Raw genomic sequence first — 12,784 nt, forward strand, 5'->3', positions numbered from 1 at the left:
CGCAGTCTGGGCGGGGTGCTGCGCCTGCCGCTCTCCGGTCCCCTCCTGGCCGGCGTCCGCGCCTCCTTCCGCTCCCGCGTCTCCGGGGAGCCCTCCGGCGTCCCGGCCTGGGTGCGGTCGATCGCCGAGGTCGGGGAGGGCCCGGGCTGGTTCGAGCCGGACGGCGTCGTCTGGCGGGTGCACGGCGACCTGTCCACGCTCGTCGGCGGGGTGACCGCGCTGCTCGGCCAGGCCGCGCACCCGCGGGCGCTGGCCGGCGTCGAGCAGCACTCCGACTACCGCTCCGACCCGTGGCAGCGGCTGGCCGGCACCGCTCGCTGGCTGGTCGTGACGACGTTCGGCTCGGCAGAGCTGGCCGAGCGCGAGGCGGCGCGGGTGCGGGCGATGCACCGCCGGGTGCAGGGCAGCGACGCGCGGGGACGGGCGTACTCCGCGGGTGACCCTGCGCTGCTGCGCTGGGTGCACCTGGCCTTCACCGACGCCTTCCTCGCCGCGCAGGAGGCCGTCGGCCGCGACATGCGCCGGTTCGGTCGGACGTGGCCCGATCGGTACGTCGGCGACTGGGCCCGCAGCGCCGAGGCCCTGGGCGCCACGGACCTGCCGCGGACGCGGGCCGAGCTGACCGAGGCGCTGGCCGAGTGCGTGCCCTCGCTGGAACCGGTGCCGGCCGAGCTGCGCGCGTTCCTCTCCGCCCCGCCCGGGCTGGGACCGGCCGAGCGGGTGTTCTACGCGGGGCTGTCCGCCGCCGCGGAGCTGCTCGTGTCGCCGTCCGCGGCCCCGTTCGCCGGCGTACCCGGGCGCGCGATGCGGGGCCTCGCCGAGCACGGGCAGCTCGTCGTCACCCGCGCCCAGCTGCAGGCCCTGCAGCTGGTGCTGGGACCGCGCAGCCCCTCGGAGGAGGCGGCGCGCTGGCGCCTCGGCCTCGGTCCTGCGCCGTCCTGGGCGCCCTAGGTCAGCTCGCCCAGCAGGGCGGCGCGGATCGCCGGCCGGGTCCCGAAGACCTGCAGGAACAGCGCCTCGCGGGCCAGCCGCGCCACCGGGGATCCGGCGGCGATGGCCGCGCTGCCGGTGGCGACGACGAGCGCGGTGGTGGCCCGGGCGGCCAGTGCCGAGGCGGCGGCGCGGGCGGCCGGCAGCTCGGCCGGGTTCGCCGTGTCCAGCCGGGTCCGGACGGCGTCGAGCTCGGCGGTCAGCGAGCCGTCCAGCGGCGACGGCGCCAGCCGCGCGCACCGGGCGACCACGCCCAGGGCCAGGGAGCCGTTGGGCCGCAGCCCCGCGGCGTCCCCGGCCTGCCAGTCCGCGAGCGGCACCGTCGCCACCAGCCGGTCCGCGGGCAGCGCCAGGCCGCGCAGGTGCAGCTGCACGGTGCTGCTCGCGGTCACGGCGACCAGCTCCTGCGGCACGGCGGTCAGCGCCGGGCTCTCGACCGCGTCGGTCCAGAACAGGTGGACGACGTCGTCGGCGTCGCGGGCGGCCAGCAGGACGACGTCGACCAGGCCCCAGCCGGTGACCCACGGGACGTCGCCGTCCACCAGGAAGCCGTCCGGCGCGGCCCGCACGACCACGGTAGAGGGCCCGGGGCGGGTGGCCGCCTGCAGCGCCACCCCGGCCCGCAGCCGGCCGGCGCACAGGTCGGCGAGGTGCGCCCCCCGGAGCTCCGAGCGGGCGACCGCCGCCACGACCCCGAGGTGCTGCAGCCAGACGAACGCCGTCGAGAGATCGCCCGCGGCGACCTCCTCGATCACGCGGGCGACCGTCGGCGGGTCGGCCTCCAGTCCCCCGACGTCCGCCGGACCGGTCAGCCCGTACAGGCCGGCGCTCGCGAGCGCGTCGAGCAGGCGGCGCGGCACCAGGCCGGCGGCCTCGATCTCCTCAGCTGCCGGCCAGAGCACCTCGTCGGCGAGCGCCCGGGCGCGGTCGAGGACCCTGCTCACACGTCGGCGGCGACCGGCGGCTCGGGGCGGCGGGTGCCCCAGGCGTAGGTCTGCTTGCGCAGCCCCAGGTAGACGAACGTCTCGGTGGACTCCACGCCGTCGACGTCGCGGATCCGGCTGATCGTGTCCAGCAGGCGGTCGTCGTCCTCGCAGACCACCTCGACGAGCACGTCCAGCGAGCCCGCGGTGACCACCACGTAGTCGACCTCGTCGAAGGCGGCCAGCGCGTCGGCCACCTTGCGGGTGTCGCCGCGGGTGCGGATGCCGACCATCGCCTGGCGGGCGAAGCCGACCTGCATCGGGTCGGTGACGCCGACGATCTGGATGATGCCGGCGTCGAGCAGCCGCTGGACGCGCTGGCGCACGGCGGCCTCCGACAGCCCCACGGCGGTCGCGATCCGCGCGTAGGGACGCCGGCCGTCCTCCTGGAGCTGCTCGATGATCGCCCTCGACACGTCGTCGAGGACGATCCCGGTCCGGACCGTCACGCGGGCAGGGTAACCGGCAGGTCGGGCAGCGCGGCCGGTGTGCTCCGCCGCGCCGTCTGGGCCAGCACGATCCCGCCCAGGACGACGACGCCGCCGAGCACCTGCCAGCCGGTGAGCACCTGCCCGAGCCAGGTCCAGGCGATGACCGACGCGAAGACCGGCTCGATCGTGGCCACCAGCCCGGCGGTGGTCGGCGTGAGGTGCCGCAGCGCGGCCAGCGACAGCCAGAACGGCACCATCGCCCCGAGGACGACGATCCAGACGACCAGCACCCACAGGGGCACGGTCAACCCGCCGAGCTCGACCGGCACCCGCTCGGCGAGCACGCCCGGGTCGAACCGCCACCAGGGCGCGGCGACCGCCCAGAACACCGCCGCGGCCACGAAGCTCCAGCAGGTGAGCGCGACCGGGTCGCGGCCGGCCGCGCCGCGCTCGCCCATCAGGTAGTAGGTGGCCAGGCAGGCCGCAGCGGTGAGCGCCGCGGCGACGCCGAGCGGGTCGAGGGACCCGCCGCCCTGCCAGACCTGCGCCACGAACACCAGCCCGGACAGCGAGAGCAGCAGCGCCGCCCACAGCCGGCGACGGACCCGCTCCTTGCGCACCAGCCGGACGTAGAGCGCGATGAGCACCGGCGCGGTCATCTCGAACACCAGCGCGATGCCGACCGGCAGCCGGCCGATCGCCACGTAGTACAGGTACTGGGTCAGCGCGACGCCGACGATCCCGAACACGGCGAGGAACGGCACGTCGCGGAGCGCCAGCCGCAACCGGCCCGGCGCGGTGACCGCGAGCACGGCCAGCAGCCCGATCGCCGCGCCGGTGCAGCGCAGCGCGGTCAGCCGGGTCGGCTCGATACCCGCCTGCAGGGCGAGGGTCGAGACGGTGCCGTTGACCGAGAAGAACGCGGCGGCGAGGACGGTGAGCCCGTAGCCGACTGCGGGACGGGCGACCGGGGGCACCCCGTCACCGTAGTCCCCAAAGAGCTTTTCGACACCTACTCAGAAGAGGGCGAGCTCCTGTGTCGGGCCGGGACCGGCCGGCCCGTCGCCGTCGGGGAAGACCCGGTGCAGCCCGGTCGCCTCGAAGACCCGCCACACCGACGGCTGCGCGCCGCGCAGCCGCAGGTCGATGCCGCGCTGCTGGCACCAGCGACGCAGCCCGAGCAGCGCCGAGAGCCCGGCCGAGGCGATGGAGGTCACGCCGGCCAGGTCGAGCTCGAGGACGGCGCAGCCGGCCAGCGAGCGCCCGGCGACGAAGGCCTCGAGGTGCGGGGCGGTCAGCGCGTCGATCTCCCCGCTGACCAGCACGACCACGCGGGCGGCCGCCGATTCGGCCTCGAGCGTGATCGAGGGCGTCTCGGGCACCGGGTGGGAGACCCACCACGGTCGCCGGTTGCGCGGCGAGCGCGCCAGCCGGCGCGAGACGTCCCACTCGTGCGACAGGACCATGGGCGCTCCCCCAACCTCGTCCGCCCGGACATGGTCACGGTACGGAACGGGGAGTACCGGGTAAAGAGTTTGATCTTGATTTAAGGGTCTCAACTCTGGTATCGGGCCAGACGTCTCCGAGCTACCGTTCCCGACCGTGCCCGGTCCCGACGACATGATGAGCGCGGTCAGCGAGTCCCTGGCCGAGCGCACCGGCCGCACGCTGGAGCAGTGGGTCGGGCTGGTGCAGGGCTCCGGGGTCGACCCGCTCGACCAGAACGCCGTCCGCCGCTGGCTCAAGGACGTGCACGGCGTGAAGCAGAACAGCCAGTGGACGATCGCCGACGCCGCCGCCCGCGCCGCGGGCTGGGAGCGGCCCACGGTCGAGCAGTACATCGACGGGCAGTACGCCGGGAAGAAGGCCGGCCTGCGCCCGGTGTTCGACGCCGTCCGGGCCGTCGCCGAGGCGCTCGGGGACGACGTCGTCCTCGAGGGGCGCGGCACGTACACGCCGTTCGTCCGCACGCGGCAGTTCGCCGCGGCGGCACCGGCCACGGCGGCGCGGCTGGACCTCGGGCTGCGGTTCGTCGACCCGCCGGCGAGCGACCGGCTGCAGCCGGCCGGCGCACCCGGTCAGGCCACGCACAAGGTCGCGCTCGCCTCGGTCGCAGAGGTGGACGACGAGCTCCGCCGTCTCCTGCGCGCTGCGTACGAGCAGAACGGGTGAGCCACACTCGGGGGCATGGCTCCGCAGGCGTGGGGACCGCCGCCTGATCGCCGGTCGTGGTCGGGACGGCGCAAGAAGCTGCTGCTCGGGCTCGGGATCGCCGTCGTCCTGACCGGGGTGGGAGCATTCACGCTGCCCGACGAGTTCGGTGTGCTGTCCGGCTTCGCCGCCGCCGTGTGCGGGTTGCTGCTGGTCGCCGCGACGGTGGTGTTCATCGCCATCCCCGGTCCGGACACCCTGGGCCGGCTGCTGCGGATGCCGCCGCTGGCCGGGTCGGTGCTGGTGGTCGCCGTCCTGCTGGCGCTGTCCGACGCGGGGGAGTCGCTGCGCTGGGTGTGGATCCTCGCCTCGGTCGCCGCCGCGGCGTGGACGGCGTTCGCGGTCTGGGGGAGCCGCCGGTCGGGCGGCTGACCGGCACCGGCGAGACTGCGGGCATGGACGTTCCCGGCGAGCTCTACCTGCCCACCGGCGACGGCTTCGTCGCCACCGCGCTGACCATCGGCCCCTGGGACGCCGGCTTCCAGCACGCCGGGCCGCCGGCGGCGCTGCTGCTGCGCGAGGCGGAGCGGGCCAGCGGGATCGAGGCCGGCCAGACCGTGCGGCTGGCCTACGACATCTTCGCGCCGGTGCCGGTCGGGCCGGTGCGGGTGCGGGCGTCCGTCGTCCGGCCGGGCCGGCGCATCGAGCTGGTCGAGGCGGTGCTCGACACCGGGGACGAGCGCCCGCTCATGCGGCTGTCCGCCTGGCGGATGCGCGTCCGCGACGACGCCCCTGGCGGGGAGGTCGTCGTCCCGGTCGCCATCCCCGGGCCGTACGACAGCCGGGCGGAGGTCGCCGGGTTCTTCACGCAGGACGTCGCCTACCACCGGGCGCTGGACTGGCGCTTCGCGCACGGCAGCTTCAACGCCCCCGGCCCGGCCGCGGCGTGGACCCGCCCCGCCTGCGACCTGGTGCAGGGCGAGGAGATCACCCCGCTGCAGCACCTGCTGGTGATGACCGACGCGGCCAGCGGCATCTCCACCGAGCTGGACTGGACCACCTCGACGTTCGCCAACGTCGACCTCTGCATCGCCCTGCACCGCCCACCGGCCGGCGACTGGCTGGGCATGGACGCCCGGACGACGCTCGGCGGCACCGGGGCCGCCCAGTGCTTCGCCGACCTCTACGACGTCTCGGGCCGGATCGGCCGCTCCACCCAGTCGCTGTTCGTGGAGCCGCGCTGACCCCGGGTTGGCGGCGGCACCCCGCATTCGGAAGGGTGGGCGGGCGATGGCTGCTTCCACCGACGTGTTCGCGATCGCGCCGCTGACCGACATCCGGGACTGGGTGACCGGCCGCGGGCTGGTGGTCGTCCTGATCATCCTCGGGTCGGTCCTGCTGGCCCGCTTCGTGCAGTGGGTCGGCGCCAAGATCACCGACCAGATCGACTCCCGCGCGAGCGGCGGGGACGCGATCGTGCGCTCCGAGGCGGCCAAGCACCGGCACTCGCTCACCCAGGTGCTCACCTGGGTCGCGGTCGTGCTGATCTACTCGATCGCGGTCTTCCTCGTGCTGCAGACGCTCGGCGTGCCGGTCACCGGCCTGGTCGCGCCGGCGACCGTGCTCGGCGTCGGTCTCGGCTTCGGCGCTCAGCGGATCGTCGGCGACATCCTCGCCGGGTTCTTCATCATCACCGAGCGGCAGTACGGGTTCGGCGACGTCGTGGCGATCGCCGTCGTCGGGGCGGGGGAGCCGGCCACCGGCACGGTGGAGGACGTCACGCTGCGGATCACCCGCCTGCGCTCGGCCAACGGCGAGGTCGTGACCGTCCCGAACGGGCAGATCGTCAAGGTCGTCAACCTCTCCCGCGACTGGGCGCGGGCGGTCGTCGACGTCCCGGTGCCGACCAGCAGCGACGTCAACCGGGTCAACGAGATCCTCCGCGAGGTGGGCGACGAGGCCTTCCGCGACCCGGCCCTGCGCAAGCTGCTGCTCGACCCGCCCAGCGTCATGGGGGTGGAGAGCCTCGACCTCGACCAGGTCAGCGTGCGGGTGGTCGCCCGGACGCTGCCCGGCAAGCAGTTCGAGGTCGGCCGCGACCTGCGTGCGCGGATCGTGCTCGCGTTCCGTCGGCAGGGGATGACGCTGCCGCCCCAGTCGGACGACGACGCCGCGCCCACCGAGGTGCTGCGATGACCACGCCGCACGAGGAGCAGCCGCAGACCGAGGCGCTGGCGACGCCGAAGGTCACCACCGCTCCCCCGCGCGCCCGCTGGCGGTTCGCCAACGTCCCCTCGCGGTTGGGCCGCGCCCGCACCTCCACCGTGGTGCTCGCCGTCCTGTTCGTCGCCGTCTTCGTGCTGTGGGTGTACGTCCGCCCCCCAGCCGTGGCCTCCCCGGCCGGGACGACCGGCGACGTCAACGGACCGGTCGCCCCGGCGACCTCGTCCTCGGTGCCGACGACGACGTCCGAGGCACCGACGCCGACCCCGAGCGGGTCCACGACGCCCCCGCGCGAGACGACGACCGAGCCGAGCACCCCGACCGACCAGACGACCGGCGGCGCGACCACCACGGCGCCGGAGTCGTCGACCCCGGGCCGGTCCTCGACCGGCGTCAGCGTCCCCTCGGCCACGGTTCCCGCGCCGACCAGCTGAGGTCAGCCGAAGGCCGTGACGACGGTGATGCCGGGCTCGGCGCCCATCCCCGCCAGCGCGGCACCGGCGTCGTCGAGGCCGATCTCGCGGGTGACCAGCTCCTGCGGCCGCAGACGGCCGTCGGCGACCAGGCCGAGCAGCTCGGGGTAGGCGTGCGCGGCCATGCCGTGGCTGCCCAGCAGCGCCAGCTCCAGCGCGATCACCCGCTCCATCGGCACCTCGGGGCGGCCCTGCGCGGGCGGCAGCAGGCCGACCTGCACGTGCCGGCCCCGCGGCCGGAGGCTGCGCACGGAGTTCGTGCAGGTGAGCGCCGCGCCGAGGGTGTCGAGCGAGACGTGCGCGCCGCCGCCGGTCAGGTCGGCCACGGCGGCCGGGACGTCGTCGTCCCCGTGGACCGTGGCCGCCGCCCCGAACCGCCGGGCCAGCTCCAGCGCGCCGGCCGCGACGTCGACCGCGACCACCCGGGCACCGGCGGCGACCGCGATCTGCACCGCCGAGAGCCCGACGCCGCCGCAGCCGTGCACGGCGACCCACTCGCCCGGCCGCACGCCGGCGACCTGCACCACCGCCCGGAACGCCGTGGCATAGCGGCAGCCGAGGGTGGCCGCGGTGCTCATCGACAGCTCGTCGGGCAGCGCGACCAGGTTGACGTCGGCGGCGTCGAGCGCGACGAACTGCGCGAGCGATCCCCAGTGCGTGAAGCCGGGCTGGGTCTGGTTCGGGCAGACCTGGTGCTCGCCGGCCGCGCACTGGGCGCAGCGGCCGCAGGCGTTGACGAACGGCACGGTCACCCGGTCTCCGACCCGCCAGCGCCGCACGCCGTGGCCCACCGCGGCCACGGTCCCGGCCAGCTCGTGGCCCGGCACGTGCGGGAGGACGACGTCCGGGTCGTGGCCTTGCCAGCCGTGCCAGTCGCTGCGGCAGATCCCGCTCGCGGCCACCTCGACGACGACGCCGTCGGTCGCCGGGTCGGGAGCGGGCAGGTCGCGGACGCTCAGCGGTCCACCGAAGGCCTCGAAGATCAACGCACGCACGGGGTATAGCTTCCGATGCCTATGAGCAGCTACGACGTCGAGGCCGTCCGAGCGGCCTTTCCGGCGCTGAAGGCCGGCACCGCGCACTTCGACGGGCCCGGCGGCACGCAGGTTCCCGAGGCGGTCGCCCGGGCCGTCGCCGAGACGCTGACCTCGCCGATCGCGAACCGCGGGCGCACCACCCAGGCGGAGCGCAACGCCGACGACGTCGTCCTGGCCGCGCGGACCGCCATGGCCGACCTGCTGCACGCCGACCCCGGCGGCATCGTCTTCGGTCGCAGCGCCACCGCGCTGACCATGGACCTCGCCCGCACCCTGGCCGCCGGCTGGGGCCCCGGCGACGAGGTCGTGGTGACCCGGCTCGACCACGACGCCAACGTGCGGCCGTGGGTGCTCGCCGCCGAGGCGGCCGGCGCGACCGTGCGCTGGCTGCCGTTCGACCCGGCCACCGGCGAGCTGGACGACGTCGCCACCGTGCTCACCGACCGGACGACGCTGGTCGCGGTCACCGGGGCGAGCAACCTGATCGGCACCCGCCCGCCGCTGCCGGAGATCGCCGCAGCGGTGCACGACGCCGGCGCGCTCCTCGCCGTCGACGGCGTCCACCTGACCGCGCACGTCGCCGTCGACGTCGCCGCGTTCGGCGCGGACTTCTACACCTGCTCGCCGTACAAGTTCCTCGGCCCGCACTGCGGCGTGCTGGCTGCGGCGCCGTCGCTGCTCGAGCGGCTGCACCCGGCGAAGCTGCTGCCCTCGACCGGCGCCGTCCCGGAGCGGTTCGAGCTGGGCACGCTGCCCTACGAGCTCATGGCCGGGACGACGGCGGCCGTCGACTTCCTCGCCGACCTCGTGCCCGGCGACGCGGCGGACCGTCGCGACCGCCTGGTCGCCTCGCTCACCGCGCTCGAGGAGCACGAGGACGCGCTGCTGGAGCGGCTGCAGGCCGGGATCGCCGAGCTGCCCGGCGTCACGGTCTGGTCGCGGGCGGCCCGGCGCACGCCGACGGTGCTGCTCACCTTCGACGGCCGCGACGCCGCCGACGCGTACCGGTTCCTCGCCGAGCGGGGCGTCAACGCGCCCGCCGGCAACTTCTACGCGATCGAGGCCAGCCGGTGGCTCGGTCTCGGCGACGCCGGCGGCCTGCGGGCGGGGCTCGCGCCTTACACCGACGCCGACGACGTCGACCGGCTGGTCACCGGCCTGGCCGACTTCCTGCGCTGAGCGGTCAGCTCATGTCGTCGCCGGGCACCATGCCGGCCGGGGGCAGCTTGTGCCGCACCACCGGCCGCACCCGGCGGGCGGTGGGCAGCCGCTCGACGTAGCTGGCCGCGTTGCCCTTGATGTGCGCGAGGTCGTCGTCGTTCGTCTGGCGCAGCACCTTGGCCGGGACGCCGCCCACCAACGACCCCGGCGGCACCTGCGTGCCAGGGGTGACGACGGCGCCCGCGGCGACGATCGAGCCGGTGCCGATCCGGGCGCCGTTCATCACGACGCTGCCCATGCCGACGAGGACGTCGTCCTCGACGTGGGCGCCGTGCAGGACGACGTTGTGGCCGACGGTGACCCCGCGGCCGAGCACGAGCGGGAAGCCGGGGTCGGAGTGCAGCGTGCAGCCGTCCTGCACGTTCGACCCCTCCCCGATCTCGATGACCTCGTGGTCGGCCCGGGCGACCGCGCCGTACCAGATGCTGGACTGAGGCCCCATCGTCACCGCGCCGACGACCACGGCCGTCGGCGCCACGAACGCCTCGTCGTCGATCTTCGGCGCGCCGAAGTCGAGTTCCGCGATGTAGTTCTCCGCCACAGGCCCACCGTGGCAGAGGTGGGCTGGTCGCGCGAGAGGATGGGGCCATGCCTCGTCCGCTCCCGAAGCTGGCCACCTCCGTCGTCGGCAGCCTCCCGCAGCCCGACTGGCTGATCGACCGCGACCGATTGGCCCACCAGTTCCCGCCCCGGGTGCGCGCCGCGGAGCTGTGGCGGGTGCCGCCGGAGCTCCTCGACGAGGCCCAGGACGACGCCACGCTGGTGGCGATCCGGTCGCAGGAGGAGGCCGGCCTGGACATCGTCACCGACGGTGAGATCCGCCGGGAGTCCTACTCCAACCACTTCGCCACCGCGCTCGACGGCATCGACCTCGACAACCCCGGCAGCGTGCTCAACCGGTCGGGCAAGCCGATCCCCGTGCCGCGGGTGGTCGGGGACATCCGCCGGCCGGCGCCGATCCAGGCCGAGGAGGTGCGCTTCCTGCGCGCGGCCACCGACCGGATCGTCAAGATCACCGTGCCGGGGCCGTTCACCATGGCGCAGCAGGCGCAGGACGACCACTACGGCGACGACCGCGCGCTGGCGCTGGCCTACGCCGACGTCGTCCGGCAGGAGATCGCCGACCTGTTCGCGGCCGGCGCCGACATCGTGCAGATCGACGAGCCGTGGCTGCAGGCCCGCCCGGAGGTGGCCCGGAAGTACGGCGCGGAGGCCGTGTCGCGCGCCCTGGAGGGAGCGGCCGGGACGGTGCACGTGCACCTGTGCTTCGGCTACGCCGCGATGGTCTCCGAGCGGCCCGAGGGCTACTCGTTCCTGCCCGAGCTGGCCGACACCCCGGCCGACGCGATCTCGGTGGAGACCGCGCAGTCGCACCTGGACCCCGCCACGCTGCGTCCGCTGCGCGGCAAGGGCATCGCCCTCGGCGTCCTCGACCTGTCCACGCCGGAGGTGGAGACGCCCGAGGTGATCGCCGACCGTGTCCGCCGGGCCCTGGACGACGTCGACGTCGACAAGCTCATCCTGTCCAGCGACTGCGGCCTGAAGTACCTGCCTCGCGCGTCGGCCGCCGGGAAGATGCGCTCCCTGGCTCAGGCCGCGGAGATCGTGCGCGGCGAGCTGTAGACGCGGGTCGCCGTCCGGACGAGATCGGCGACCGCGCGGGACCGGCTCTGCGGCGGCCAGGCGATCACCGTCGTGACGGCCGGCGCGTCGACCACGGGCACGGCCGCGATCTCGTCGCGCAGGTGCCGCCGGACCGACTCCGGCAGCACCGCCGACGTGCGACCCAGCCCGATCAGCTGCAGCAGCTGGGCGTGATCGCGGACCTGCGGACCGGGGCCCTCGGGGTAGGTGCCGTCCCGGCGCGGCCAGCGGGCGGCCGGCAGCCCGGGCAGCTCCTCGAGGTCGGCCAGCCGCACCGACGGCCGGCCGGTGAGCGGGTGGCCGGCCGGCAGGAGCACGACCTGGCCCTCCGTGCCGAGCTCTTCGACGTCCAGCCCCGCCGTGGCGTCGAACGGCCGGTGCAGCAGGCCGACGTCGGCCCGCCCGTCGCGCAGGAACCGCTCCTGCTCGCCGGGGCCGCACAGGAGGACCTCGACGGGGACCGCGCCGGGCTCGGCCGCGTAGGCGTCGAGCAGCCTCGCCAGCAGCTCGGCGGACGCGGCAGCCTTGGTGACCAGGACGACGCCCGGGGCGCCCCCCGCGGCACGGCGGGTGCGCCGCTCGGCGGCGTCGACCGCGTCCAGCGCGGCACGGGCCTCGCGGAGCAGCACGGCCCCGGCCGTCGTCAGGGTGACCCCGCGGCTCGTGCGTTCCAGCAGCGCCGCTCCGAGCCGCCGTTCGAGCTGGGCGATGGCCCGTGACAGCGGGGGTTGCGCCATGCCCAGCCGCTGTGCCGCCCGGCCGAAGTGCAGCTCCTCGGCGACCGCCACGAAGTACCGCAGCTCCCGCGTCTCCACCCCGGCGACGGTACGCGGCCCATACCCGTGAGGTATCGGTCGCGACCCGATCGGTGTTGGCCGCCGCCGGGCGTCCGGCGCAGGCTGGATCGCATGAGCGGACAGACGATCGCGCTGGTCACCGGCGCGAACAAGGGCATCGGGTACGAGATCGCGGCCGGACTCGGCGCGCTGGGCTGGCGGGTCGGTGTCGGCGCCCGGGACGAGCGGCGCCGCGAGACGGCGGTAGAGAAGCTGCGTGCCGGCGGGGCCGACGCGTTCGGCGTCCCCCTGGACGTCACCGACGACGCGAGCGTGGCCGCCGCTGCCGCGCTCCTCGAGGAGGGCGGCGGCCTCGACGTGCTGGTCAACAACGCCGCCATCACCGGAGGTCTGCCGCAGAACCCGACCGCTGTCTCCCGGAGCAGCTCCGGACGGTCGTCGAGACCAACGTGATCGGCGCGCTCCGGGTCACGAACGCGGTGCTCCCGATGCTGCGGCGCTCGGCGGCGCCGCGGATCGTGATGATGTCCAGCGGGGTCGGCTCGCTGACCCGGCAGACCACCCCGGGCGCTGACACCGGCCCCATCTCCGGGGCGTACTCGCCGTCGAAGACGTTCCTCAACGCTCTCGTGGTCCAGTACGCCAAGGAGCTCGCGGGCACGAACGTCCTGATCAACGCCGCCTGCCCGGGCTACGTCGCGACCGACCTCAACGGGTTCCGCGGGGTCCGCACGCCCGAGCAGGGCGCGGCCGTCGCGATCCGGCTGGCGACGCTGCCCGACGACGGCCCGACCGGCGGGTTCTTCGAGGACGCCGGCGTCGTGCCGTGGTGAG

The 12,784-nt window shown here is 75.3% G+C and carries 17 protein-coding genes; 10 read left to right on the plus strand and 7 right to left on the minus strand.

Annotated elements, in window-relative coordinates; genetic code table 11:
• Positions 1 to 15: 15 nt before the first annotated feature.
• Complete coding sequence (locus tag GGQ55_RS07495; RefSeq protein WP_218859199.1) at positions 16 to 951, plus strand: oxygenase MpaB family protein; 936 nt, start codon at positions 16 to 18, stop codon at positions 949 to 951.
• Here the strand turns inward: GGQ55_RS07495 and GGQ55_RS07500 are convergent.
• The 4 genes from GGQ55_RS07500 to GGQ55_RS07515 are packed head-to-tail and all read right to left on the minus strand — an operon-like array spanning position 948 to position 3,870.
• Positions 948 to 1,934, minus strand: coding sequence for an acyl-CoA dehydrogenase family protein (locus GGQ55_RS07500; RefSeq protein WP_179715823.1), 987 nt, complete (start codon positions 1,932 to 1,934; stop codon positions 948 to 950). The two genes, GGQ55_RS07495 and GGQ55_RS07500, sit on opposite strands and share 4 nt — an antisense overlap.
• Complete coding sequence (locus GGQ55_RS07505) at positions 1,931 to 2,422, minus strand: Lrp/AsnC family transcriptional regulator (protein ID WP_179715824.1); 492 nt, start codon at positions 2,420 to 2,422, stop codon at positions 1,931 to 1,933. Before GGQ55_RS07505 ends, GGQ55_RS07500 begins: the two co-directional genes overlap by 4 nt.
• Positions 2,419 to 3,381 (minus strand): EamA family transporter, encoded by a 963-nt coding sequence (locus GGQ55_RS28250; protein ID WP_179715825.1) that lies wholly within the window; start codon positions 3,379 to 3,381, stop codon positions 2,419 to 2,421. Before GGQ55_RS28250 ends, GGQ55_RS07505 begins: the two co-directional genes overlap by 4 nt.
• A gap of 39 nt (positions 3,382 to 3,420) precedes the next feature.
• On the minus strand, positions 3,421 to 3,870 hold the full coding sequence (locus GGQ55_RS07515; protein ID WP_179715826.1) for an STAS domain-containing protein: 450 nt from the start codon (positions 3,868 to 3,870) through the stop codon (positions 3,421 to 3,423).
• Positions 3,871 to 4,006: 136 nt separating this feature from the next.
• On the opposite strand from GGQ55_RS07515, the gene GGQ55_RS07520 reads away from it, so the two are divergent.
• From GGQ55_RS07520 to GGQ55_RS07540, 5 genes are read left to right on the plus strand one after another with little or no spacing between them, the layout of a single operon-like run.
• The gene (locus GGQ55_RS07520) at positions 4,007 to 4,576 is read left to right on the plus strand and encodes a DUF5655 domain-containing protein (protein ID WP_218859200.1); all 570 of its coding nucleotides are present in this window, start codon (positions 4,007 to 4,009) and stop codon (positions 4,574 to 4,576) included.
• A 15-nt stretch (positions 4,577 to 4,591) separates the two neighbouring features.
• A complete protein-coding gene (locus GGQ55_RS07525) occupies positions 4,592 to 4,987 on the plus strand; it encodes a hypothetical protein (protein WP_179715827.1) in 396 nt (131 codons plus the stop codon).
• A 23-nt stretch (positions 4,988 to 5,010) separates the two neighbouring features.
• Positions 5,011 to 5,799: a thioesterase family protein gene (locus GGQ55_RS07530; protein ID WP_179715828.1), complete on the plus strand. Its 789-nt coding sequence runs from the start codon at positions 5,011 to 5,013 to the stop codon at positions 5,797 to 5,799.
• Positions 5,800 to 5,845: 46 nt separating this feature from the next.
• Positions 5,846 to 6,751, plus strand: a complete 906-nt coding sequence (locus GGQ55_RS07535; RefSeq protein ID WP_179715829.1) for a mechanosensitive ion channel family protein — start codon at positions 5,846 to 5,848, stop codon at positions 6,749 to 6,751.
• Positions 6,748 to 7,212: an Rv3103c transmembrane domain-containing protein gene (locus GGQ55_RS07540; protein ID WP_179715830.1), complete on the plus strand. Its 465-nt coding sequence runs from the start codon at positions 6,748 to 6,750 to the stop codon at positions 7,210 to 7,212. The genes GGQ55_RS07535 and GGQ55_RS07540 overlap by 4 nt, the downstream gene beginning before the upstream one ends.
• Before the next feature lie 2 nt (positions 7,213 to 7,214).
• Here GGQ55_RS07540 and GGQ55_RS07545 read toward each other — a convergent pair whose 3' ends face one another.
• Entirely contained in the window at positions 7,215 to 8,246 is a 1,032-nt protein-coding gene (locus tag GGQ55_RS07545; RefSeq protein WP_179715831.1) for a zinc-dependent alcohol dehydrogenase family protein, read from the minus strand.
• Positions 8,247 to 8,267: 21 nt separating this feature from the next.
• Here GGQ55_RS07545 and GGQ55_RS07550 point away from each other — a divergent pair, with 21 nt between their 5' ends.
• Complete coding sequence (locus GGQ55_RS07550; protein WP_218859201.1) at positions 8,268 to 9,467, plus strand: cysteine desulfurase-like protein; 1,200 nt, start codon at positions 8,268 to 8,270, stop codon at positions 9,465 to 9,467.
• Positions 9,468 to 9,471: 4 nt separating this feature from the next.
• On the opposite strand, the gene GGQ55_RS07555 is transcribed toward GGQ55_RS07550, so the two are convergent.
• A complete protein-coding gene (locus GGQ55_RS07555) occupies positions 9,472 to 10,050 on the minus strand; it encodes a gamma carbonic anhydrase family protein (protein WP_179715833.1) in 579 nt (192 codons plus the stop codon).
• 47 nt (positions 10,051 to 10,097) lie between these two features.
• Here GGQ55_RS07555 and GGQ55_RS07560 point away from each other — a divergent pair, with 47 nt between their 5' ends.
• Positions 10,098 to 11,132 carry a uroporphyrinogen decarboxylase family protein gene (locus tag GGQ55_RS07560; RefSeq protein ID WP_179715834.1) on the plus strand — a complete coding sequence of 345 codons (1,035 nt, stop codon included), beginning with the start codon at positions 10,098 to 10,100 and terminating at the stop codon, positions 11,130 to 11,132.
• On the opposite strand, the gene GGQ55_RS07565 is transcribed toward GGQ55_RS07560, so the two are convergent.
• Positions 11,099 to 11,968, minus strand: coding sequence for a LysR family transcriptional regulator (locus tag GGQ55_RS07565; protein ID WP_179715835.1), 870 nt, complete (start codon positions 11,966 to 11,968; stop codon positions 11,099 to 11,101). The two genes, GGQ55_RS07560 and GGQ55_RS07565, sit on opposite strands and share 34 nt — an antisense overlap.
• A gap of 93 nt (positions 11,969 to 12,061) precedes the next feature.
• Here GGQ55_RS07565 and GGQ55_RS27630 point away from each other — a divergent pair, with 93 nt between their 5' ends.
• Positions 12,062 to 12,403, plus strand: a complete 342-nt coding sequence (locus GGQ55_RS27630) for an SDR family NAD(P)-dependent oxidoreductase (protein WP_218859202.1) — start codon at positions 12,062 to 12,064, stop codon at positions 12,401 to 12,403.
• Positions 12,400 to 12,783, plus strand: coding sequence for an SDR family NAD(P)-dependent oxidoreductase (locus tag GGQ55_RS27635; protein ID WP_366488944.1), 384 nt, complete (start codon positions 12,400 to 12,402; stop codon positions 12,781 to 12,783). The genes GGQ55_RS27630 and GGQ55_RS27635 overlap by 4 nt, the downstream gene beginning before the upstream one ends.
• Position 12,784: the final 1 nt, after the last annotated feature.

The sequence above is a fragment of the Petropleomorpha daqingensis genome (genome assembly GCF_013408985.1).
Lineage (GTDB): Bacteria > Actinomycetota > Actinomycetes > Mycobacteriales > Geodermatophilaceae > Petropleomorpha > Petropleomorpha daqingensis.